The organism is Stenotrophomonas sp. KH_029, from assembly GCF_057839765.1.
Window position 1 is genome coordinate 1,796,452 of sequence record NZ_CM174498.1, and the last position, 22,774, is coordinate 1,819,225.

At 67.0% G+C, this 22,774-nt stretch carries 20 protein-coding genes; 7 read left to right on the plus strand and 13 right to left on the minus strand.

Features of this window, described 5'->3' with window-relative positions; all coding sequences use genetic code 11:
• Positions 1-10 precede the first annotated feature (10 nt).
• From AC3ITM_RS08325 to AC3ITM_RS08335, 3 genes are all read left to right on the plus strand, one after another.
• Positions 11-2,194, plus strand: a complete 2,184-nt coding sequence (locus AC3ITM_RS08325; protein ID WP_489269742.1) for a M20/M25/M40 family metallo-hydrolase — start codon at positions 11-13, stop codon at positions 2,192-2,194.
• The gene (locus AC3ITM_RS08330; protein ID WP_489269743.1) at positions 2,152-2,475 is read left to right on the plus strand and encodes a hypothetical protein; all 324 of its coding nucleotides are present in this window, start codon (positions 2,152-2,154) and stop codon (positions 2,473-2,475) included. The genes AC3ITM_RS08325 and AC3ITM_RS08330 overlap by 43 nt, the downstream gene beginning before the upstream one ends.
• 136 nt (positions 2,476-2,611) lie before the next feature.
• On the plus strand, positions 2,612-3,820 hold the full coding sequence (locus AC3ITM_RS08335) for a hypothetical protein (RefSeq protein WP_489269744.1): 1,209 nt from the start codon (positions 2,612-2,614) through the stop codon (positions 3,818-3,820).
• A gap of 175 nt (positions 3,821-3,995) precedes the next feature.
• On the opposite strand, the gene AC3ITM_RS08340 is transcribed toward AC3ITM_RS08335, so the two are convergent.
• Entirely contained in the window at positions 3,996-4,631 is a 636-nt protein-coding gene (locus AC3ITM_RS08340) for an FMN-dependent NADH-azoreductase (RefSeq protein WP_489269745.1), read from the minus strand.
• A 158-nt stretch (positions 4,632-4,789) separates the two neighbouring features.
• Between AC3ITM_RS08340 and AC3ITM_RS08345 the strand changes: the two genes are divergently transcribed.
• Positions 4,790-5,686 carry a LysR family transcriptional regulator gene (locus tag AC3ITM_RS08345; protein ID WP_489269746.1) on the plus strand — a complete coding sequence of 299 codons (897 nt, stop codon included), beginning with the start codon at positions 4,790-4,792 and terminating at the stop codon, positions 5,684-5,686.
• Between the two features lie 84 nt (positions 5,687-5,770).
• Here AC3ITM_RS08345 and AC3ITM_RS08350 read toward each other — a convergent pair whose 3' ends face one another.
• Entirely contained in the window at positions 5,771-6,100 is a 330-nt protein-coding gene (locus AC3ITM_RS08350; protein WP_489269747.1) for a hypothetical protein, read from the minus strand.
• Positions 6,101-6,126: 26 nt separating this feature from the next.
• A complete protein-coding gene (locus AC3ITM_RS08355; RefSeq protein WP_489269748.1) occupies positions 6,127-6,717 on the minus strand; it encodes a helix-turn-helix domain-containing protein in 591 nt (196 codons plus the stop codon).
• 88 nt (positions 6,718-6,805) lie between these two features.
• Between AC3ITM_RS08355 and AC3ITM_RS08360 the strand changes: the two genes are divergently transcribed.
• Together AC3ITM_RS08360 and AC3ITM_RS08365 are read left to right on the plus strand one after the other, a co-directional pair.
• The gene (locus AC3ITM_RS08360) at positions 6,806-7,258 is read left to right on the plus strand and encodes a hypothetical protein (protein WP_489269749.1); all 453 of its coding nucleotides are present in this window, start codon (positions 6,806-6,808) and stop codon (positions 7,256-7,258) included.
• A gap of 92 nt (positions 7,259-7,350) precedes the next feature.
• A complete protein-coding gene (locus AC3ITM_RS08365; RefSeq protein ID WP_489270058.1) occupies positions 7,351-8,625 on the plus strand; it encodes an MFS transporter in 1,275 nt (424 codons plus the stop codon).
• Between the two features lie 218 nt (positions 8,626-8,843).
• Here AC3ITM_RS08365 and lpdA read toward each other — a convergent pair whose 3' ends face one another.
• From lpdA to AC3ITM_RS08385, 4 genes are read right to left on the minus strand one after another with little or no spacing between them, the layout of a single operon-like run.
• Entirely contained in the window at positions 8,844-10,250 is a 1,407-nt protein-coding gene (gene lpdA / locus AC3ITM_RS08370) for a dihydrolipoyl dehydrogenase (RefSeq protein WP_489269750.1), read from the minus strand.
• Positions 10,251-10,253: 3 nt separating this feature from the next.
• Positions 10,254-11,591 (minus strand): dihydrolipoamide acetyltransferase family protein, encoded by a 1,338-nt coding sequence (locus AC3ITM_RS08375; RefSeq protein WP_489269751.1) that lies wholly within the window; start codon positions 11,589-11,591, stop codon positions 10,254-10,256.
• A 3-nt stretch (positions 11,592-11,594) separates the two neighbouring features.
• On the minus strand, positions 11,595-12,638 hold the full coding sequence (locus tag AC3ITM_RS08380) for an alpha-ketoacid dehydrogenase subunit beta (protein ID WP_489269752.1): 1,044 nt from the start codon (positions 12,636-12,638) through the stop codon (positions 11,595-11,597).
• A gap of 4 nt (positions 12,639-12,642) precedes the next feature.
• Positions 12,643-13,893 (minus strand): 3-methyl-2-oxobutanoate dehydrogenase (2-methylpropanoyl-transferring) subunit alpha, encoded by a 1,251-nt coding sequence (locus tag AC3ITM_RS08385; protein ID WP_489269753.1) that lies wholly within the window; start codon positions 13,891-13,893, stop codon positions 12,643-12,645.
• Positions 13,894-14,157: 264 nt separating this feature from the next.
• Between AC3ITM_RS08385 and AC3ITM_RS08390 the strand changes: the two genes are divergently transcribed.
• The gene (locus tag AC3ITM_RS08390) at positions 14,158-15,069 is read left to right on the plus strand and encodes a LysR family transcriptional regulator (RefSeq protein WP_489269754.1); all 912 of its coding nucleotides are present in this window, start codon (positions 14,158-14,160) and stop codon (positions 15,067-15,069) included.
• On the opposite strand, the gene AC3ITM_RS08395 is transcribed toward AC3ITM_RS08390, so the two are convergent.
• The 6 genes from AC3ITM_RS08395 to AC3ITM_RS08420 all read right to left on the minus strand — a co-directional run bounded on the left by AC3ITM_RS08395 (position 15,039) and on the right by AC3ITM_RS08420 (position 22,747).
• Positions 15,039-16,181 (minus strand): YkvI family membrane protein, encoded by a 1,143-nt coding sequence (locus tag AC3ITM_RS08395; protein ID WP_489269755.1) that lies wholly within the window; start codon positions 16,179-16,181, stop codon positions 15,039-15,041. The two genes, AC3ITM_RS08390 and AC3ITM_RS08395, sit on opposite strands and share 31 nt — an antisense overlap.
• A complete protein-coding gene (gene bla / locus AC3ITM_RS08400; protein WP_489269756.1) occupies positions 16,178-17,179 on the minus strand; it encodes a class A beta-lactamase in 1,002 nt (333 codons plus the stop codon). The genes AC3ITM_RS08395 and bla overlap by 4 nt, the downstream gene beginning before the upstream one ends.
• On the minus strand, positions 17,176-18,219 hold the full coding sequence (locus AC3ITM_RS08405) for an N-acetyltransferase DgcN family protein (RefSeq protein ID WP_489269757.1): 1,044 nt from the start codon (positions 18,217-18,219) through the stop codon (positions 17,176-17,178). The genes bla and AC3ITM_RS08405 overlap by 4 nt, the downstream gene beginning before the upstream one ends.
• Before the next feature lie 196 nt (positions 18,220-18,415).
• On the minus strand, positions 18,416-19,714 hold the full coding sequence (locus tag AC3ITM_RS08410; RefSeq protein ID WP_489269758.1) for a peptide MFS transporter: 1,299 nt from the start codon (positions 19,712-19,714) through the stop codon (positions 18,416-18,418).
• 19 nt (positions 19,715-19,733) lie between these two features.
• Positions 19,734-21,752, minus strand: coding sequence for a serine hydrolase domain-containing protein (locus AC3ITM_RS08415; protein ID WP_489269759.1), 2,019 nt, complete (start codon positions 21,750-21,752; stop codon positions 19,734-19,736).
• The gene (locus tag AC3ITM_RS08420; RefSeq protein WP_489269760.1) at positions 21,749-22,747 is read right to left on the minus strand and encodes a dipeptide epimerase; all 999 of its coding nucleotides are present in this window, start codon (positions 22,745-22,747) and stop codon (positions 21,749-21,751) included. Before AC3ITM_RS08420 ends, AC3ITM_RS08415 begins: the two co-directional genes overlap by 4 nt.
• Between the last annotated feature and the right edge of the window lie 27 nt (positions 22,748-22,774).

Below are 22,774 nucleotides of genomic sequence, written 5' to 3' on the forward strand. Positions count from 1 at the left end.
AGGTGCATGCATGACCGCGCAACCGGCACCGCGGGGCATCGCCGCTTGCCTGCTGCCATTGTTTCTCCTCAGCATCCTCATCGCCGCCTGGTCGGCCTGGCATGCTCAGCAAACCCCGCCGCCACAACCCGCCACCATCGCCACCACTGAGTTCTCGGCGGCACGCGCGATGCAGCACCTGGCCTGGATCGCCGCCGAACCGCATCCCACCGGCTCGGCCGCCGCGGCGCGGGTGCGCGATCGGCTGGTGGCCCATCTGCAGCAGGCCGGGCTGGAGGCGTCGGTGCATCGCGGGCACGCCGCAGCCGAGTACGGTTCGGGCGCCAAGCGCGGTGTGCGCGGCGGTAATGTGGAGAACGTGGTGGCAGTGCTGCCGGGCCGCGACCGCAGCTTGCCGGCGGTGCTGTTGATGGCGCACTACGACAGCGTGGCCCAGTCGCCGGGTGCGGCCGATGATGGGCTCGGCGTGGCGGTGATGCTGGAGATCGCGCGGGCGCTGGAGAACGACGCCCGGCAGCGCGATGTGGTGTTCCTGTTTACCGATGCCGAGGAGGCGGGGCTGCTGGGCGCGCGTGCGTTCTTTGCGTCGCATCCGCTGGTCGCGCGGGTCGGAACGGTCATCAATCTGGAAGCGCGCGGCAGCAGTGGCCGGGCGGTGCTGTTTGAAACCGGGCCGGGCAATGCCGGGTTGCTGAAGGCGTTCGCGTCGCTGGCGCCGCAGCCGCTGGGCAATTCGCTGACCGGCTTGGTCTACCGATATATGCCCAATGGAACCGACTTTACGGTGCCGGCGCAGCAGGGCATTGCCGGGCTCAACTTCGCGATCATCGGTCGCCAGTTCGACTACCACGCCGCGACGGCCAGCGTGGCCAACCTGGACCCGGGCAGCGTGCAGCATATGGGGGCGCAGGTGCTGCCGCTGGTGCGCCTGCTGGCGACGTCGGCAACCCTGCCTGCCTCCCGCAAGGAGGCGATCTACAGCGATCTGCCTGGTGGCTGGATGATCAGTGTGCCGGCGTGGTCGGGCTGGTGCGTGCTGGCGTTGGGGCTGTTGACGATTGTCGTGATCGCGCGCCGTGTCAGCGTCGGCCAGGATGGCTGGCGCGGCGTGGTAAGTGGGCTGGCCTGGTGGCCGCTGGCGCTGCTGTCGGTGGCATTGGCGGTGCGGGTGTCGTACCGGCTGCTCGGTGGCGGCGATGCCAGTCTGGTGCATAACCGTGACCTGCTGGCCGCGTTTTCAACGCTGGTGGCCGGCGAGGGAGTGTTGTCGATCGGGGTGGTGCTGGCGCTGGGGGCGTTGACGCTGTGCAAGGGCGGGCGCAAGCCGTTTGCCATGCTCGCCCTGGTTGCCGGCGCATGCGCCTCGTTGCGTGGCGGTATCGATGTGGTGGGCCTGGTGCTGGGCGTGCTGGTGGCGCTGCTGGGCTGGTGCAGTGCCGGCAGCGCGGTGCGCGGAGAAAGCGTGCGGCTGGGCGTCCTGATCGTTGCCTGGGTCGTCGGCATCATCGCGCAGGTGCTCGCGCCGGAACTGGCGCCGCTGCTGCTGTGGCCGCTGCTGGCGCTGGCTGCGGTGGCCTGGCTGTTGCCTGCGCAGGCACCGTTGCATGCGCTGCGCGTGATCGTGGCGGCGGTGGTCACCGCCTATGCGTTGGCGCATGTATTCCATTTCGCGCTGCAGTTGTTGGAGGCGGTCGGGTTCGGCACCCCCGAGGTGCTGGCGTTGCCGTTGGCGTGGCTGGCCGCAATGCTGCTGCCGTGGCTGCGTGCGGCCGATGGCGGGCGCTGGCTGGGCGCCGCGTCGGTCGTGACGGTGCTGGTGGCCGCTGGTGTACTGGCTACGGCGGCGTTCACCCAGGCCGATCGTGCGCGCTATCCCGAACTGTCCCAGGTGATTTTCGTGGCCGACCCGAAGCAGCGGCAGTACCACCGGGTCAGCGTGCTGCCGCAGCTGTCGGATTGGAGCCGCCGCGCCTTGCAGGCCGGGCAGGCCGGGCAGGGCGAGCCTGTCCGCATGGCGGTGCCGGCGCTGGATATCACCGAGGCCTGGGCGACACCGACGCCTGGGCGACACCGACGCCGGCCATTGCCGTTGCGGCGCCGATCCGCTTTGAACAGTCGCACGATGCCGCAACCGGGCAGACGGTGCTGCGCGTGTTGGCACCGACGGGCACCCGCGATCTGCGCGTGGGGCTGAAGAGCCCTGCGGTAGTGGCCGACGTACAGCTGCAGGGCGAGCGCGCACCGTTGCTGGATGAGGCGGACCGCTGGTCGCGGCTGCGCTGGCAGGCGCCGGGCCCGGAGGGGATTGAGTTGCGTTGGCCGGCCGGCAGCGGCCCGGTCGAGGTGCAGGTGGCGGCCGGGATCGATGGCTGGCCGCGTGATGCGGCTCCTTTGCCGGTGCGGTCGGCGCATATCGTGCCGTGGTCGACCTCGGACATGACCTGGGTATTGGGGGCGACACGGGTGGTTGATTAGGTCCGGCAATGGGTGCACCGAGCGTGGCTCGGGGCTACCGGTACAATAAGCACGCGCAATCGGAGAGGGTGGTTTGCCGCGTGTGTGCGGCCATCTGCGCGAGCCGCGAATGCCCATCACCCCGAGGAGAGATGGCTTGTCCGAGCCCATGAATGTATCTGCCCACGCGGCGGGGTCGGTGACCGCCGACGGTCGTTACGCGTTGAACCTGACCCGGCCGGGCAGCCATGTGCTGGTGATCGAGCCCGGGCGCGGCATTGCGGTCATCGGGCCAGCCAGCCTGGGCAAGAAGGCCGATCTGCACGTGGCGCCCGACGAGGTCATCCACTGGCCCGCATTCGATCCGTTCGCAACGTCCGCTGGATCGCCATGGCCGCGTCATATCGACTATTGCGGCAATGACAGCGGATTCTTCGCCTGGTCGCAGCGGCGCGCCATCGAGCAGTTCCGTTGGACGCCGGTATTTGCCGACGACCGTAGCGTCGATGCCAGCGCGGCCAGAATCCGTATGTTGCAGATCCGTCTGGCGCAGGTCAGCGGCCATCTTTCGATTGCATTGCCAGCGGCAGGCAGCCTCAGTCTTGAAGGCGATCTATCGCGGGTGACGGTCGGTGGCGGTGTGCCAGCCGCGCTGTTGCTGCGGCCCACGCTGGGGCGGCGGCCGGGGCAGGCGCCGTATGTGCTACCTGCGTTGGGCCTGCTGCAGGATGTGACGTCGTTGTCGCTGGAAGGCGCGCCGCTGGGGCAGGCCATTTCGCTGCTGGGCATCGAGCGTTTCTCCTCGTTGGAGAGCCTGTCGCTGTCGGGCAGTTTCACCGATTGGCAGGCACTTGTCGGGCTGCGCCATCTGAGCAATCTGGAACTGCGGTTCGTGCCTGATCTGCAAGATTTGCCGGCGCTCGATAGCTGGCCATCGCTGGACAGCATGATCGTCTGGAATGTGGACGAGGCCGCAGGAAAGCGGCTGAAGGCGCAGATCGGCGCGCGGGCCAAGGCGCGCGCATGGGCTGGACATACGTTGATCAGCAAACTGCGCAAACCGACCTGGTGGCAGAGCGAATATGGACGGCCGTTCGCGGGCTGGAACAGTCGTCTGGCCAAGGCTGCCAATGCAGCTTATGACAGCGCACGGGAGGCGCTGGAAGGGGCGGCCAACGTCGCCGCGGTGCAGGCGGCGGTCACCACCTTCACCGTGCAGTTCAATGTCATGAAAGGCATCGAGACCGCGCAGCGGGAAGACATTGGAGAGGCGGTCTGGCAGCTCAGCCAGCTGCCCCATGTGGTGGCGCTTGGGCTGAGCGATGCGCAGCTGCAGCACTGGTTCGATGAGGTGCGGCATTATTGAGTGGTGAGGGCGGCTGGGGCGCCCGCGCTGCAATGGTCAGTTCGCAGACGCGCGGCGTTTGTGTTGAGTGCTAGAAGAAAAAGGCCCGCAATGCGGGCCGTTTGTTGTGGGGCTTGGCAGGGAGTCCGAGCATGGTTCGGACCCATCATGGCTCGGACCTGCCTAGAACGCAGATTCAGTGCTGGATTTCGATCTCGGCCATCGCAGCGCGGTCGATCTGTGGTTGCAGCGCGCCCAGGAAACCGTCCATCGTCTGCTCCTGCAAGTCCACGGCTTTTGCCCCGCCGCCAGCGACAACGGTGATGTCCTCGATACCGATCACGCCAAGGATGAGCCGAAGGTATTGCGTCGCGAGGTCGCGGTCGCGGATGGGCGACCCTTCGGTGTAAACGCCGCCTGAGGCCATCAGCAAGGTCGCCGCCTTGCCTTTGACGAGCCCCCGTCCGTCGAAGCCGAGCGTTGCCCCCTTGCGCACGATGTGGTCCACCCATGCCTTGAGCGAAGCGGGGACGTTGTAGTTGTAGACCGGTGTCGAGATGACCAGGTGATCGGCCGCGAGCAGTTCGCCGATCAGAACATCGGACAGCTGGAGTTCCTCCTTCATCGCTTCCGATTGAGCTGGTGGCGGTGTGAAGTAGGCCTGCAGCCAGCGCGCAGAGACGAAGGGGAGCCCGGAGTCGGCCAGGTCGCGATGCACGATGAGGCCGTCCGGGTGCGCGGCACGCCATGCTGCCAGGAAGCGTTGGGTCATTTGGCGCGAGACCGATTGAGCACCGCGCGGGCTGGTCTGGACAACGAGAAGTCGGGTCATGGAAGGTTCTGTCCGGATAGGTGGGCGATGCGCCGCAGCCAATGGCGGCGAAGGCAGGCCTTGGATGGCTCGCGGCGCTTTGGAACAATCTAGGCGTCGGGACTCTTCGGCGGAAGCGATAAAAATCTGATACTTTCCATCTGATTCGGAGATGGAAAATGATCGGCACGCTTACCCTCGACCAGTTGCGCGTCCTTGTGGCCATCGCCGATACAGGCAGTTTCTCTGCCGCCGGCCGCGACCTCAGGCGCGTCCAGTCGGCGATCAGCCAAACGGTGGCCAATCTTGAGGACCTGCAGGGCGTTGCCCTGTTCGACCGCGGCGGCCACCGCCCGCGTCTGACCGATGTGGGGCGCGTGCTGGTGGACCAGGCGCGCCTGGTGCTGGCAAGCGCCTCCCGTTTCGAGGCCGTCGCGGCCAGTACGAGGGCGGGCGTGGAGCCGGAGCTGACGATCGCGATCGATCCGTTGGTGCCGACCGCGCCGTTGATCGACAGCCTGCGTGCGCTCAGCGAAACCTTTCCCGATCTGCCGGTGCATTTTTCAACCGAAGGGCTGGGGGGATCATTGCGGCGGCTTCGCAGCGGTTCTGCCGCCATTGGCCTATGCCTGCTGCTGCCAGGTGTTCCGGAAGACCTCGCCGCCTATCCGCTGTTGCACGCACCCATGCACGCAGTCGTGTCGCCCGGCCACCCGCTCGCTACGCTGGGGCGCCCGGCGACCGAAGACGACCTTGCGCCGCACGTCCAGCTGGTGCTCTCCGATCCGGCCGACCCGGGCGGCCCCAACTATGGCGTGGCCGGTACGCGACTGTGGCGATTCGTCGATCTGGGCCGCCGGTTGGATTTCCTGTTGGCGGGATTCGGTTGGTGCCGTATGCCGGAGCACCTCGTCGCGCCCCTGGTCGCCACCGGCGTACTCACGACGATTGAGGTTCACGAAGATCCAACGCCATCGGAAGGGTTGACGATCTATGCCGCGCACCGCCGTGATCGTGCGCTGGGTGTGGCGGGGCGGTGGCTGCTCGACGATTTGCGTCGACGCCTGGTCTCCTGATTAAGTAAAGCGCCCGAAAAGCGCAGCTCGAAAACGCGCGCCTGCCTCCGACAGCCGAAGTCTGGCCGCGGGCCGTTTGTTTTTCTAGATATGCAGCGCATGCCCCAACGCACGCAATGCCGCTTCCTGCACCGCCTCACCCAGGGTCGGGTGCGGGTGGATGGTGCCGGCGATATCTTCCAGCGTGGCACCCATCTCGATGGACTGCACGAACGCGATCGACAGTTCCGAGACCTGCACGCCCACGGCCTGCCAGCCGAGGATGCGGTGGTCGCTGCTGCGTGCCACCACGCGCACGAAGCCATCGGTGGATTCCAGCGACATCGCCCGGCCATTGGCCGCGAACGGGAACAGCGCGACCTTGGTCTCGATACCCTGTGCCTTGGCCTCGTCCGGCGACAGCCCGACCACCACGATTTCCGGATCGATATCGAGTGAACTTACCTGCTGCGCTGGAAAGCGGCAGTCGGCGACATTGGGTCGGACCGATGTTTAGGCGAGGACAGCTTGGCCGATCCTGCTGCGCGCAACAGGCCCTGGAAAGTAGGGCAGTCAGCATGATTCTTGGCCGGGCACACGGCCGCGTGCCGCAGACCCTTGCTCAGTGCTTTTAGCCTTGCGACTGTAGCGTCCACCTCGTCGGCTTTCGCTGTCAGAGCGCCGCGGTTGATGCTCGTCCGCCCATCTGCGGAAAACATGACCTTGATTTCATCGAGGGAGAAGCCTGCAGATTGCCCCAGTGCAATCAGCGCAAGCTGGTCCACGACAGAAGGCGAAAAGGTCCGCCGGAGCCCGGAGCGCCCCGTCGACGCGATCAAGCCCTTCTCCTCGTAGTAGCGCAGCGCTGAAGCGGGCACGCCAGACCGCTTTGCCACCTCGGCGATGTCCATCCGACACCCCTTGACCTCAAGTTGACTTGAAGTTGCATAGTGCAACTCGTATCCCGTCACGTCAAGGAAAAGCAAATTGAACGACATACCGAACAGCCCTGAACGTTCCCGGTCCACGCAGAGCCTGGAGACAGGCTCCATTCGTAGCTCGTTGGACGTCGCGATGGAGGCCATAACGAAGGAATGGGGTCCACTCAGCACCGCGGTTGTCGCTGCGTGTCGAGGCCACTTGGAGCATCTCCTCAAGGCGCCGGCCACTGAGGATTGGCTGGAGGAACTGCATCGGGATGCGCCCGCAAACAAGGAGCTGCACCGCGACTCCCTCAATGGGTTCGTCCTCTTGGCACACACCGAACCAATGGGGCTGTATAGGCCGCCTCACGACCACGGCCGGGGGTGGGTCATCTATGCACTTCAGCAGGGTGAAATCGAAATGGGTACCTACGCCCGCCTGGTCAGCGCCGACGGCAGCGTTCAGTTGGTGCAGAGAGGGTCGACGACGGTGCGTCCAGGCGAGGTCCAGGTCTATCTTCCGGGGGATATCCACGACACACGCTGCGTAAATGGACCCGCATTGCTATTCCGCTTCACGGAGCGAGACTTGAAGAAGGAGGACAAAGAAGAGCATCGCGTCACCCGGTACGTTGATCGTGATGGGACATGGATGCCGGAAGGCTCGTGACTGCCCCGCTCGCACCGGCGGCCGCAATGGAAAAATCCCCAAAGTTGCCTGGGCGACGGAGGGCTGCCGCGACTGTTGCCGTGTTAATGGCCATGGTTCTCGCAGTCCTCGACGCAGCCATGGTCAACGTTGCACTACCGAGCATGGCCCGCTCTTTACAGGTGTCCCCGGGAACATCGATCTGGATCATCACCGCTTACCAGCTCGCGTTGGTGATGGCCCTGCTGCCGTGCGCTGCGCTGGGGGATAGTCTTGGTCATCGCCGAGTTTTCACCGGCGGAGTTGCGCTGTTCACGGCCGCGTCCGTGTTGTGTGCAGTGTCGCCATCACTTCCTTGGCTCGTCGCTTCACGTTTCCTTCAAGGTCTAGGCGCTGCCGCGATCATGGCGCTCGGCATCGCCTTGCTTCGCGCCATCGTGCCCCAAGACCGGTTCGGAACCGCGATCGGCTGGAACGCGCTGGCCGTGGCGCTCTCGTCTGCGGCGGGCCCCACCATCGGCGCAGCGATCCTCGCTGGCGCAAGTTGGCCGTGGCTATTTGCTCTGAACCTGCCGTTGGGTGCAATGGTTCTTCTTGCCACGCGCGCACTGCCTGACGTCAAGGGCACGGCGTGCCCCCTTGACAAGATCAGTGTCGCCTTGAACGCCGCCGCGTTTGCATTGCTCGTCGTCGGCATGGAACTACTGACTGCGCATTCGGTGCCTGCGGCATTGCTGATCGGTGCCGGAGCCATCTCCCTGGCGGCCTTGATCCGACGGGAACTGCCGAAGGAGATGCCGTTGATTCCTCTAGACCTGCTACGCACGCCTTCGTTTCGCACTTCGGTGGTCGCATCGTTCTGCTGTTTCGCCGGCATAACCCTCGGCTTGCTGGCGCTGCCGTTCTACCTGCAGCACAATCTCGGGCTGGACCCCTTGATGACGGCGTTCTACATGGCGCCCTGGCCCCTGACGGTAGCGATCGCGGCGCCATTGGTTGGCCGTCTTGCTGATCGCGTCTCAACAGCTTGGCTTTGCGTCGTAGGCGGTGCATGTCTAGCGGTCGGGCTGTCTGCGACCGCAATGTGGGATCTACAGCAGAGCGCGCGCCCCTTGATGATCTTCACGGTGCTGTGCGGGCTGGGTTTTGGCCTTTTCCAAGTGCCCAACAATCGCAACATGTTCCTGGCGGCGCCCAGCGCAAGAAGCGGTGCGGCCGGAGGCATGCAGGCCACGGCCCGTCTGGCGGGGCAAACCGTCGGCGGGGTCGTCATGACTCTGATCTTTGCCCTTTTCCCCGTCGACACGGCGCCGATGCTTGCGTTGGGGATCGGTGCCACGCTGACGCTGGCAGCTGGTGTTCTGAGTGCACTTCGGGTGGACACGTAGGAAGGTGTGGCGACAAGCACGATGCCGGCGACTACCCGTGTGATTCACGAGAATGGCGGCTGCGCCGACGGTCTTCCCGGAAGCCTCCTGGGCGGCGGCGCAACATCCGGGCATGGCTCGGATCTACCATTACCCGCTAGAACAAACGGCCCGCAATGCGGGCCGTTTGTCTTGCTGCGAGCCAAGGCGTCCGAGCATGGCTCGGACCTACAGGCCTGCTAGATATGCAGCGCATGCCCCAACGCACGCAGCGCCGCTTCCTGCACCGCCTCACCCAGGGTCGGGTGCGGGTGGATGGTGCCGGCGATATCTTCCAGCGTGGCACCCATCTCGATGGACTGCACGAAGGCGATCGACAGTTCCGAGACCTGCACGCCCACGGCCTGCCAGCCGAGGATGCGGTGGTCGCTGCTGCGTGCCACGACGCGCACGAAGCCGTCGGTGGATTCCAGCGACATCGCACGGCCATTGGCCGCGAACGGGAACAGCGCGACCTTGGTCTCGATGCCCTGTGCCTTGGCTTCGTCCGGCGACAGCCCGACCACCACGATTTCCGGGTCGGTGAAGCACACCGCCGGGATCGCGGCCGGGAGGAAGTGGCGCTTTTTGCCGCTGACGATCTCGGCCACCAGTTCGCCCTGCGCCATCGCCCGGTGCGCCAGCATCGGCTCGCCGGCGACATCGCCGATCGCCCAGACGTTGCGCATCGAGGTCCTGCACTGGTCGTCGATCCTGATCGCCTTGCCGGTCAGATCCAGCTGCAGCGATTCGAGATTGAAGCCGTCGGTCTTCGGGCGACGGCCAACCGCGACCAGGATCTGCTCGGCGTCCAGCGCGATTTCGTTACCGTCCTTGTCGCGCACGCGCAGCTGGCCGCTATCGGACAGGCCGAGCACGCTGTGGCCGGTCAGCAGCTTCACGCCGGACTTCTCCAGGTGCGTGGCCACCGGCTTGGTCAGTTCGGCGTCGTAGGCCGGCAGGATGCGATCCTGGGCTTCGACCACCGTGACCTCGCAGCCGAGCTTGCGGTACACCGTGCCCAGTTCCAGGCCGATGTAGCCACCGCCGACCACGATCAACCGTTTCGGCAGCGAGGTCGGCGACAGGGCTTCGGTGGAGGAGATGACCTTGCCGCCGAACGGCAGGGACGGCAGTTCCACCGGTACCGAGCCGCTGGCGATCAGCAGGTGCTCGCAGCGGATGCGCAGGGTGCCGCCGTCTTCGGCCGCGCCGGCCACATCGACAGTCTTGCCGTCGACGATCGTGGCCCAGCCCTTGACCAGCTGCGCGCCGTTCTTCTTCAGCAGCGCGGCCACGCCGCCGGTCAGCTTCTTGACGATGCCGGCCTTCCACGCCACGGTCTTGGCCAGATCCAGCGCCGGGGCCTGCACGCTGATGCCCAGCGGCGAGGTGCCGGCGGCATAGGCGGTGGTCTTGGCGAATTCCTCGGCGGCATGGATCAGCGCCTTGGACGGAATGCAGCCGATGTTGAGGCAGGTACCGCCTGGGTTGACGCCCTCGACCACGATGGTCTTGACGCCGAGCTGGCCGGCGCGGATGCCGGCGATGTAGCCGCCGGGGCCGCCGCCGATGATCAGCAGTTGGGTTTCAAGGGTGCTGGACATCGCTTACTCCACAAACAGCAGGGCCGGGGTTTCCAGCCGGGTACGGATGGCCTGGACGAACTCGGCCGCGTCCATGCCATCGACGATGCGATGGTCGAACGAGGACGACAGGTTCATCAGCTTGCGCGCCACGACCTGGCCGTCGCGGAACATCGGGCGTTCGACGATGCGGTTGACGCCGACGATGGCCACTTCCGGATGGTTGATGATCGGGGTGGAGACCATGCCACCGATCGCACCGAGGCTGCTGATGGTGATGGTCGAGCCGGACAGCTCCTCGCGGGTGGCCTTGCCTACGCGCACGGCGTTGGCCAGGCGCGCGATCTCGGCGGCGGTCTGCCACAGGTCCAGCGACTCGGCATGGGCCACCACCGGTACCGACAGCCCGACCTCGCTCTGGGTGGCGATGCCCAGCTGCACGCCTTCGTAGCGGGTGACGATGTTGGCCTGGTCGTCGAAACGGGCGTTCATCTGCGGGAAATCGCGCACGGCCAGCACCACCGCGCGGGCCAGCAACGGCAGCAGGGTGAGCTTGCCGCGTTCCTTGCCCCAACGGGTGTTGAGCTTGGCGCGCAGGGCTTCGATTTCGGTGACGTCGATTTCTTCCACATAGGTGATATGCGGAATGGTCGACCAGGACTGCTGCATCTTCTGCGCGATCTTGCGGCGCAGGCCGATGATCGGCACCTGCTGCTCGCCGGTACGCCGCGCATAGCTGCTGCCACCGGCACTGGTACCGGCCGGCTGGGCCTTGCCGCCGGCGGCGGCATAGGCGTCCAGGTCGGCCTGCAGGATGCGCCCACCCGGGCCGGTGGCCGGGACAAAGCGCAGTTCGATGCCCAGGTCCCAGGCGCGGCGGCGCACCGCCGGCGAGGCCAGCGGGGCTTCACCGGCGGTGAGCACGCCGTTGGTGACCGCGCCGCGCTCGTCGTGCTTGGCCGCAGGGGCGGGCGCGGGAGCCGCGGCGGCCTTGGCCGGTGCGGCAACGGGTGCAGCTTCAACCGCCACGGCAGGCGCAGGCGCGGCAGCCTTTGGCGCAGCAACCGGCTCAGCAGGAGCGGCGGCAGCCGGCGCACTGGCGGCGCTGGCATTGCCGGCGCCTTCCACTTCCAGCCGGATCAGTTCGCTGCCGACGGCCATCATCTGGCCGGGCACGCCGCCCAGTGAGACCACGGTACCGGCCACCGGCGAGGGGATCTCGACCATGGCCTTGTCGGTCATGACTTCGGCCACGACCTGGTCTTCGGCGACCGGGCCACCGACCTCGACCTTCCAGGTGATCAGTTCGACTTCGGCGATACCTTCACCGATGTCCGGCATCTTGATGACGTGATGTCCCATGGTTCAATCCTCCAGCACGCGCTGCATTGCATCGATGACCCGGGACGGACCCGGGAAGTAGTCCCATTCCTGCGCGTGCGGATACGGGGTGTCCCAGCCGGTGACGCGTTCCACCGGGGCCTGCAGGTGGTAGAAGCAATGCTCCTGCACCAGCGCGACCAGTTCGGCGCCGAAGCCGCAGGTGCGGGTGGCTTCGTGCAGCACGATGCAGCGGCCGGTCTTCTTGACCGAGTTGACGATGGCGTCCAGATCCAGCGGCCACAGGCTGCGCAGGTCGATCACTTCGGCATCGATGCCGGCATCTTCAGCGGCGGCCTTGGCCACCCACACGGTGGTGCCGTAGGTGATGATGGTCAGCGCCTTGCCTTCGCGGGCGATGGCGGCCTTGTCCAGCGGCACGTTGTAGTAGCCCTCCGGCACCAGGTTGTCCGGGTACTTGGACCAGGCGGTGACCGGGCGGTCGTGGTGGCCGTCGAACGGGCCGTTGTACAGGCGCTTGGGCTCCAGGAAGATCACCGGATCGTCGTTTTCGATCGAGGCGATCAGCAGGCCCTTGGCGTCGTACGGGTTGGACGGCATCACCGTGCGCAGGCCGGTGGCATGGGCGAAGATCGCCTCCGGGCTTTGGCTGTGGGTCTGGCCGCCGTAGATGCCGCCGCCGCACGGGGTGCGGAACACCAGCGAGGAGGTGAAGCTGCCGCCGGAGCGATAGCGCATGCGCGCCGCTTCGGAGACGATCTGGTCGTAGGCTGGGTAGATGTAATCGGCGAACTGGATTTCGGCGACCGGGCGCAGGCCGTAGGCGGCCATGCCGATCGCCGCGCCGGCGATGCCGTTTTCGGAAATCGGCGCATCGAACACGCGCTGCTTGCCGTACTTGGCCTGCAGGCCATCGGTGCAGCGGAACACGCCGCCGAAGTAGCCCACGTCCTGGCCGAACACCACCACGTTGTCGTCACGTTCCAGCATCACGTCCATCGCCGAGCGCAGCGCCTGGATCATGGTCATCGGCGTGCCGCCGGTGTTGTTCTGTTCAATTCCGCTCATGTGTTCAGACTCCCAACTGCTGACGCTGGCGACGGAGGTGTTCGGGCATGTCCTTGTAGACGTCTTCGAACATGAGGGCCGCGCCGGGACGGTTGTCGCTGCCGAGCAACCCGTGGGTCTCGGCTTCCTTGAGGGCACGCAGGACCTCGGCATCGAGTTCGGTGCGGACCTGTTCGTGCTGCTGCTCGCTCCACAGGCCGCGCTTGATCAGGTGCTGCTTCAGGCGGTCGATCGGATCGCCGAGCGGGAAGTGCTGGGCATCGTCGGCGGGGCGGTACTTGGACGGGTCATCCGAGGTCGAATGCGGGCCGGCGCGGTAGGTCACCCACTCGATCAGGGTCGGGCCGAGATTGCTGCGGGCGCGTTCGGCGGCCCAGCGCGAGGCCGCGTACACGGCCAGCAGATCGTTGCCGTCCACACGCAGCGACGGAATGCCGTAGCCCACGCCGCGGGCGGCGAAGGTGGTGTTCTCACCGCCGGCAATCGCCTGGAAGGTGGAGATCGCCCACTGGTTGTTGACCACGTTGAGCACCACCGGTGCGCGGTACACGTGCGCGAAGGTCAGCGCAGCGTGGAAGTCGCCTTCGGCGGTCGCGCCATCGCCCACCCATGCGGTGGCGATGCGGGTGTCGCCCTTGATCGCCGAGGCCATCGCCCAGCCCACCGCCTGGATGTACTGGGTGGTCAGGTTGCCGGAGATCGAGAAGAATCCGTAATCCTTGTACGAATACATGATCGGCAGCTGGCGGCCCTTCAGCGGGTCGGCCGCGTTGGACAGCACCTGGCAGATCATGTCGACCAGGGAGACTTCCTTGGTGACCAGGATGCCCTGCTGGCGGTAGGTGGGGAACTGCATGTCGTCATCGCGCAGGGCCAGGGTCTGGCCGACCGCGATGGCTTCCTCGCCCAGGCACTGGATGTAGAACGAGGTCTTCTTCTGGCGCTGGGCGATCAGCATGCGCGCGTCATAGGCGCGGGTCTTGAGCATGGCGCGCATCGCGCGCAGCAGCAGCGCATCGTCGATGTCGGCCGCCCACGGGCCGACCGCGTCGCCATTGTCATCCAGCACCCGGATCAGCTGGGCGGTCATCGGCGCGGTCTGGCTGGCGCTGACGTCCACCGGCGGCTTGTCCACGGCGCCGGCCGGGCTGAGCTTGAGATAGGAGAAATCGGTGGCCTGGCCAGGCCGGGCGCTGGGCTCGGGCACGTGCAACTGCAGCGGTGCACGGGCGGCGGAATTCTGGGGTGAAGACATGTCAGGGGCCTCGCTGGGCATGGGTCATGGAGCTACAGGCAAACCGCCGGCGGGGGGGCGACGGACATGGCGCGGGTGACGCGGTCGATACCGGGGAGGACATCGCTGCGAAAGCGGGCAGGGACTGGCGGCGTTGGCCGCTGCCGGGACCCTGGCGCATTGCACCCGAGGGGAAGTCTAGAGCCCCGGGGGCTTATCGTAAATTTGTTTAATTGACTATGAGGTATTGTTTATTCAGATATCTACCGACCGCTGGAGTGGTGCATGCAAATCCCCGCCAACATGACCCTGCGGCAACTGCGCTACTTCGCCGAGGCCGCTGAATTGGGGCAGTTTTCCCAGGCCGCGCGCAAGCTGCACGTTTCCCAGTCGGTGATCACCACGGCGGTGGCCCAGCTGGAAGCATCGCTGGGGCTGCGGTTGTTCGACCGGATGCCGCACGGAGTGGTGCTGACCGTGGAAGGGCATCGCTTCCACCAGCACGTCCGGCACATCCTGGACACGCTGCAGGATGCGCTCAGCGAGCCGATGTTCCTGGCCAACACCTTGCCGGGCACGGTGCGGGTGGGCGCGTCCTATACGGTGCTCGGCTATTTCCTGCCCAGCCTGCTGGCGCGTTTCAAGCGCTCCTACCCGCAGGTGGAGATCGAACTGGTCGACATGGACCGCGCCGCGATCGAGCACGGGGTCAACTCCGGCGCGCTCGACCTGGGGCTGTGCATCATCTCCAACATGCCACAGCCCTACGTGCTCCGGCGGCAGGTGCTGATCCGCTCGCGCCGGCAACTGTGGCTGGCCGAGTCGCACCCGCTGCTGCAGCTGCCGGTGATCGGCGTGGCCGACGTGGCGCCGTATCCCTACATCATGCTGACCGTCGATGAGGGCCAGCAATCGGCGCTGCGCTACTGGCAGGCGCTGGGGCTGGAGCCCAACGTCGCCTTCCGCACCTCTTCGCTGGAGGCCCTGCGCGGCATGGTGGCCTACGGGTTCGGGGTCAGCATCCTGTCGGACATGGTCTACCGGCCCTGGTCGCTGGAAGGGCGCCGGATCGATGTGCGTACGCTCACCGATGCGGTGCCGCCGATGGAAGTGGGCCTGATCTGGCGCCCCGACGAGGAACTGTCCGCGCCGGCACGCGCACTGCATCAGTTCCTGGTGTTTGCCTGCGGCGGCTGAGCCTGGAAGGCCTGCCCGCGGCGGCTCCAGAACTGCCAGAGCGCATAGGCCAGCAACGGCACCACGTAGGTGGCCAGGATGGCGTAGGCCAGCAGCCGGTAGCCCTGCGCGATCAGCGCCACCAGGCCGATCGCATCGGCAAGGAACACCGCCACCAGCAGCAGCGCGGCAATCAGCGCCACGCGGATGCCCGGCGCCGGCGGGGCGCCGGTGCGCTCCTTCCAGTTGGCGCCGATGCGGCCGTCCACCGAGGCCATCAGGGTGACCCCGGTTTCCACCAGCGCCACCATGATCATCAGGCGGAACAGCCACTGGAACCACGGCAGGCCGAGCTGGCCCAGCATCAGGTCCGAGGGCAGCGGGGCATCGGCGATCTCCGGCAGGAAGGCGATCATGCACAGGTAGAACACGATCGCCGGCAGGATCGCCAGCGGGCCGGCCAGGGCCCCGGCGATCACCGCATCGCGCCGGTGCAGCAGATGACGCACCACCAGCAGGATCGAGACCGCGCCGAAGATGTTGTAGCCGGCGTAGGTCACGCCATTGAGCACCCAGCCCGGGCCGAGTCCATCGGTGCCCGACAGCTGCGCCATCGAACCGCTGCCGAACCGGGACAGGATCAGGCAGGCGGCGATGGCGTAGACCAGGTACATGAACGCCGACATCCATTTGAACATCCGCTCGACGGCCTGGGTGCCGGCGTGCACGATCGCGGTGACCACCGTCACCAGCGCCAGGGTGCCGATGATCCGCGGCGAGCCGAACATGGTGGCGGCCAGTTCCCCGGCCGCTGCGCCGAACACCGCCAGCACCACCACGATCAGGGCCAGGTAGGCCACTTCGAAGGTCCACCAGCCACGGCCGAGCAGATGCCGGAAGAAGCTGCGGTAGTCGTTGGCCCCGATGGCGCGTGCCAGCAGGAAGGTGAGGATGCAGATCACGCTCCAGATCAGCATCGACAACAGCATCGCGGCCAGGCCGCCCCAGGGGCCGGACGGCAGGAAGAACTCGGCCAGCTCGCGACCGGTGGCGTAGCCGCCACCGATCACCGCCGACTTGAACGCCAGGCCGGGCAACAGGAAGCGCTGGAACCGGCTGGCGGTGGCGGTCATTTCCCGACGGCCACGGGCTGCAGCAGGTAGTAATCGCGCACGGTGCGTGCGATCTCGGCGATCACCCGCTCGCGTTCGCTGCGCGGTGCATTGCTGGCCTTGACGAACACCGAGATCGCAAAGCGGCTGCCGTCGGGCAGGGTGACCACGCCCACGTCATTGACGGTGCCAGCCACGGTGCCGCTCTTGTCGGCCACTGTGGTGCCCGGCGGCAGGCTGCCGCGCAGGCGCGCGCTGCAGGTCCGGCAGCGCTCCATGATCTGCGCCAGGGCCTGGGTGCTGGCCGGGCTCAGCGCCTTGCCGGTGAACAGCCGGGTCAACAGGGTGGACATCGCGCGCGGCGTGGAGGTGTCGCGCGGATCCTGGTCGAAGGCGGCGTTGTTGGATTTGGTGCGCTTGAGCACTTCCGGGTCACGGGTCAGTTCGGCGACGCGCTCCTTGGTGAGCGGTTCGTCGCCCAGGCCAAAGATGTCGCTGAGCAGTTGCCGGGTGTTGCGGTCCAGGCGCTGGCCTTCGATGCCCTGCGCGCGCAGCCAGGCGGTCACCGCGGCCGGTCCACCGGCCTGCGCCACCAGTACGTCGGTGGCGGTGTTGTCGCTCTGGGTGAGCATCACTTCCAGCAGGTTGTGCACCGACAGGCTCACCCCGTCATGGATGAAGCGGTCGGCGATCACTTCCGAATCGACGTAGAACGATTTGGGCACCGGCACCATCGTGGTCAGCGCCAGTTCGCCGGCATCGACCTTGGCCAGGATGGCCGCGGCCACGGCGACCTTGAAGGTGCTGGCCATCGGGAACCCTTCATCGGGGTTCAGATGCACCTGCGCGCCTTTGCCGTCCAGGCGCCACGCCGAGACGCCGACCTTGCCGTCGATCAGGGTGGCCAGGCGTGCCACTTCGGTTTCCACCGGACTGCGGGTGGCGCCGAACGCGGCCAGCGGGCTCAGCCCCAGCAATGCCGCCACGCACAGGCTCAAGCTACGGGATGTCATCTTCATGCGATGCAGGCCTCCAGCAAACGGTTGAACCGCCCATCTTGCCGCATCGGGTCGGCCGTCGGCAGGCCAAGGCGCGCGCTGATTTCGGCGCAGGCCGCCTGTGCGTCCTGCTCGGTCATGCCGTGGGTGTTGAGGCTGACGCCGACGCAGCGGATCGCCGGATTGGTGCGGCGGCCCAGGCGCACGGTCAGGTCGATCACGTCCTCGATGGACGGCAGCGGGTAGTCGGGATAGCCGAGCACATGCTGGCGCCCGGGCTGGTGGCAGACCACGAACACATCCGGCTGGCTGCCATGCAGCAGGCCGAGGCTGACCCCGGCATAGGCCGGGTGGAACAGCGAGCCCTGGCCTTCGATGACATCCCAGTGGTCTTCGGCCGCATCCGGGCTGAGCAGTTCGGCCGCGCCGGCGGAGAAGTCGGCCACCACCGCATCCATCGGGATGCCGCTGCCGGCGATCAGGATGCCGGTCTGGCCGCTGGCGCGGAAATCGGCATCCACGCCGATCCCGCGCAGGCCGCGGGCCAGCGCCAGTGCGGTGTACTTCTTGCCCAGCGCGCAGTCGGTGCCCACGGTCAGCACGCGCTTGCCGCTGCGCTTGCGGCCGTTGCCGACCGGGATGCCGCGCGGCGGCACGCGCACGTTGATCAACTGGCGCCCGCTGCGTTCGGCGGCGGCGGCCAGTTCGGGGATATCGCCGAGCTTCTGGTGCATGCCGCTGACCAGGTCCAGGCCCTGTTCCAGCGCCTCGACCAGCGCCGGCAGCCAGGTGGCGGAAATCACGCCACCGCCGTTGGCCACGCCGATCACCATGGCGCGGGCGCCGGCCGCACTGGCCTGGGCCGGCGTCATGGTCGGCAGGCCGGTGCTGATCGGGCAGCCAGGCAGGCTCCATTCGGCCACGCAGACTTCCGGTGCCCAGTCGTGCAGGCCGATCGCGGTCTTGGCAAAGCCCGCTTCGGTGGTATCGCCCAGGAACAGCAGATAGGGCTGGGGCAGGGCGGCCAGTGCGTGCACGGCAGCGGTCGAAGTCGAGGTCATGACGGGGTCCGTTGGTCAGGGAAGCAGAGAGGAGTGAGTGCCCCTCTCGGCGTCGATGCGCGGATGAGTGACCTCGTTAGGACTGTATATGTCCTAATCAGAGAATATGCAACCTAATTCGGGGTTTTACTTTCCGATTCCCCGGCGCCGTGGGGCGCCGCCTCATGCCCTGCCGGCCCGGCTCCCGGGGCGGCAATCACCGCGTCGGTGCCGGCACGCCATTGCAGGCCAACAGCGGCCGGCTGCGCCGCTCCAGCTGCCACAGCAGGAACGCCACCAGCAGGCAGGTGCCGCTCATCAGCGAGAAGAACACCGTACTGGAGAGCGTCGACCACAGCGTGCCGACCGCGCCGGCCAGCAGGTTGCCGCCGAACGCGGCGAGGAACCAGAACGCGATGATCGTCGCGCCGAAGCCGGCCGGTGCCAGGCGTGCGAACAGGCCCAGTCCCACCGGCAGGATGAACAGCTCGCCGAAGGTGAAGGTCGCAAAGAACAGCGCGGCCCACAGCCAGCCGACCTTGGCCGACGGTTCACCGCCCAGCGCGGCGACCAGCGCGAACGACAGCCCGACTACGGCCGCGCCGATCGCCATCTTGGTCAGCGCGGCCGGCTCGCGGCCGGCGCGGGCCTGGCGGGTCCAGTGGCTCACCAGCAGTGGCGTGATCACAAACACCAGCAGCGGATTGAGCGAGAAGAACCAGGTCATCGGGAGGGTGAAATCCGCGGTGAACACGCGGTCCACGCCGGTATCGAGCCAGATCGCGATGGTGTTGCCGATCTGCTCGTAGGCCAGGCGGAACACCACGATCAATCCGGCAATCATCGTCATCAGCTGCAGCAGCGGGCGATAGGCCGGTTGCCACAAGGCCGAGAAGGGCAGTGCGTCGCGCTCGCTGCGCGGCGGGTCCGGTGGCAGGTGGCGGCGCCCGGCGATGTAGATCGCCAGGCCCAGCAGCATCCCCACGCCGGCGGCGGCGAAACCGACATGCCAGCCATACACCTCGCCCAGCGTGCCGCAGACCAGCGGGGCCAGGAAGGCGCCGAGGTTGATGCCGACGTAGTACACATTGAACGCCGAGCCACGGCGCGGATCATCGCGCTGGTAGAGATCGCCGACCTGGCCGGGCAGGGTCGGCAGGAACAGGCCGTTGCCGAGCACGATCGCCAGCAGGGCCGGATACAGCAGTGCATCGAAGGCCATCAGGAAATGGCCGAAGGCCATGATCGTGCCGCCCAGGACCACCGCGCGGCGCTTGCCCAGCCAGCGGTCGGCGAGCATCCCGCCGAACACCGGGCTCAGGTAGGCCAGCGCGGTATACAGGCCATACACCATCGAGGCCTGTTCCTGCGAAAACAGCAGCTGCTTGGTCATGTAATAGACCAGCAGCGCCCGCATGCCGTAGTAGGAGAATTTCTCCCACATCTCGGTGAGAAACAGGATGGTCAGGCCTGGCGGTTGCCCGAACCAGGCCGTGCGCGGGGCATCGATGCTCATCGACGTGCCGGTCCGGTCTTCAGAGCTGCAGGCCGGTGCTGACCAGCCGCTGGGTGATCGCCACGAAGGCCACGATCACCCCGGCCAGTGCCACCACCCAGGCACCGAAGCGGCGCAGCCGCGGCCAGCTGGCCGGCTTGCGTAGCGCCACCCAGGCCAATGCCGCCGCGGCCACGACCGCCAGCCAGGACAGCGCCTGCATCAGGATCAGCGGTCCGTTGCTGTAACTGGAGATACCGCCCGGTGCCGACATCGACTTCACATATGCCAGCCAGGCGATCACGCTGCCCAGCACCACGGTGATCGACAGCGTCTGCAGCCGGCGCAGGCCGCGGCCTTCGGCCGGTGCGGCCACGCGGTAGTAACGGCGCACGAACACCCCGCCGATGCGCAGCACCGCCGACAGCACCAGCAACCCCAGCGCGACGATCAGCGCCGGGCGCAACCAGCTTGGCGAGCGCCAGCCCGGCATCGGTTCAAAGCCGAACACCGAGGCGAACGGGCCGCCGGAGAAATACACCGGGCGGCCATCGACCACCTTCACTTCCAGCAGGCTGCGGCCGTGCTCCTGTTGCCACAACCAGGGCGATACCTCGCGCCAGCGCAGCAGCTGGCCATTGAGGCCCTTCTGGCCGTCGACGGTGATGGTGCCGTCGTCCTGCGGGTGCACGCGCACCGGCGAGAACAGCGACAGCAGGCGCAGGTACGAGCTGTCCGAGCGACGGGTGCTGTGCCAGTCCACCTTGGCCAGCGCGGCGGCGTGCTGGCGGGCGGTGTCGGCGTCCACGCCGGGACCGGCGGCCTGCACCGGCAGGGTCGGCAGGAAGTTTTCGACGAAGCGTTCCCATACCTGCGCACGCAGCGCCGAGCCGGCCGCGTCGCGGCCGACGCTGTTGGTGGAAACGAACACGCCGATGTTGCGCTCGGGGATCATCCACAGCCACGAATAGAAGAACAGCATCGTGCCGCCGTGCGAACGGGTGTCGTAGCCGCCGGTGTCTGAGGCCATCCAGCCCAGGGTCATGCGCGGCAGGTGCGGCAGCACCGCCGCCTGCGGGGTCAGCATCTGTGCGTTGGTCTGGGCGCGCATGATGCGCTGGCCGTCGAGTTCGCCGTGGTTGAGCGTGGCCATCATGAAACGTGCCATCGCCGAGCCGGAGGCATACAGGCCGCCCACGCCCGGCGCGGTGTTCTTCTCGGCCGGGTAGCTCTTGCCCGAACCCAGCCGGTAGCCCTTGGCGGCGTGCGGCAGCAGGTCGGCCGGCAACTTCTGTTCGAAGCTGGCGTACTGCATGCCCAGCGGCTGCAGGATGTGCTGCTCGGCGTAGTCCTCGAAACGCTGGCCGCTGACCCGCTCGACGATGTAGGAGGCGATGCCGGTGGCGTAGTTGGAATAGGCCGGCACGGTGCCGGGCCGGTTGATCTGGTTGGGCACCCATTCCTTGAGATAGTTGTCGCGGTTGGCCGGATGGTCCGGGCCCAGCACGATCAGGTAGCGCATGCGCTCTTCAAGGCCGCTGGTGTGGGTCATGATCTGGCGCAGCGTGACCGGCTCACCCTTGGCCGGGACCTTGATGTCCAGGTAGGTGTTGATATCCGCATCCAGGTCCAGCTTGCCCTGTTCGACCAGCTGCATCACCGAGGTCCAGACGAACAGCTTGGAGATCGAGCCGGGGCGGAACAGGGTGGTGCGGGGATCCACAGGCGTGCGTTTTTCGACATCGGAGAAACCGAAACCGCGTTCGGTGACCACCTTACCGTTCTCGACCACGGTGACCACCGCACCGGCCAGGTCGCCCTGCGCCATCAGGTAGGGCACCAGGCCATCGAGGAAGGCATCGACCCGGGCCGCATCCAGCGTGTCGGCGCTGGCCGGGGCGGCAGCAACGGCGGCAGGTGCCTGGCCGGTGGCCGGTGCCGGCGCTGCGGCCGGCGCCTGCGCATGCAGCGGCGAGAACACGGCGCTGGAGGCCAGCAGCAGGCCGCAGACAACGGTGCGCATACCGGTAGCGCGCGGGCGACGCGACGTCATGCTCATGCCTGCACTCCCTTGCCCCAGACGGCATCATCGCAATGCACCAGCCCGTCGTCGTAGCGCAGGCCCGGAACGCGGTCATCGCGCAGGAACAGCGGGCCATCCAGGTCGACTACGTCGCAGTGCTGGCCGACGATGTAGGCCGGGCCCATCGCCCAGCTGCTGCCGATCATGTTGCCGACCATCACCTGCATGCCCAGCGTGCGCGCCTTGTCCACCATCGCCAGGCCCTCGGTCAGGCCGCCGGCCTTGTCGAGCTTGATGTTGATCACGTCGAACAGGCCGGCCAGCGCCTCGATCTCCGCCGCATCCTGCACGCTCTCGTCGGCGGCGAACGGCAGCGGCCGCGCGAAGCCCCTGAGGTCGGCTTCGCGGCCGCGCGGCAGCGGCTGTTCGAGCAGCTTGACGTCGTTGTCCAGCAGCACCGGGATCAGCGCGTCGAGCGCATCCATCTGGTAACCCTGGTTGGCATCCACGCCGAGCCACACGTCCGGCCGCACCCGGCGCACCGCGCGCACGCGTTCGATGTCGGTGTCCAGCTCGCCGCTGAGCTTGAGCTTGAGTGCCTTGGCCGGCGCATAGCGGCCGGTGGCGATGGACTGCATCGTCGCCGGATCGTCGGCGCCCAGGGTCCAGGTGGTCAGCAGCGGACGCACCTGGCTCAGCCCGGCCAGTGCCCAGGCCGGCTTGCCGGCACGGCTGGCTTCAAGGTCCCATAGCGCGCAATCGAGCGCGTTGCGCGCGCCCCCGCGCGGCAGCAACTGCTGCAGGTCGGCGCGGCTGATGCCCGCTTCGATCCGTGCCCGCAGCGCTTCCAGCGTGGCCAGCATCTGCTCGGGTTTGTCATCGAAGTAATACACGCCACTGGCTTCGCCACGGCCCCGATGGCCGCCGTCTTCCAGTTCCACGCGCAGTACCGGCGCGTGTTCGAACACGTAGCCGCTGATCCGGAACGGGGCCAGCAAGGCAAGCGAGTCGATCTGCAGGGTCAGTTTCACAGGAAGTCTCCAGCCCCGTGGCGGGGC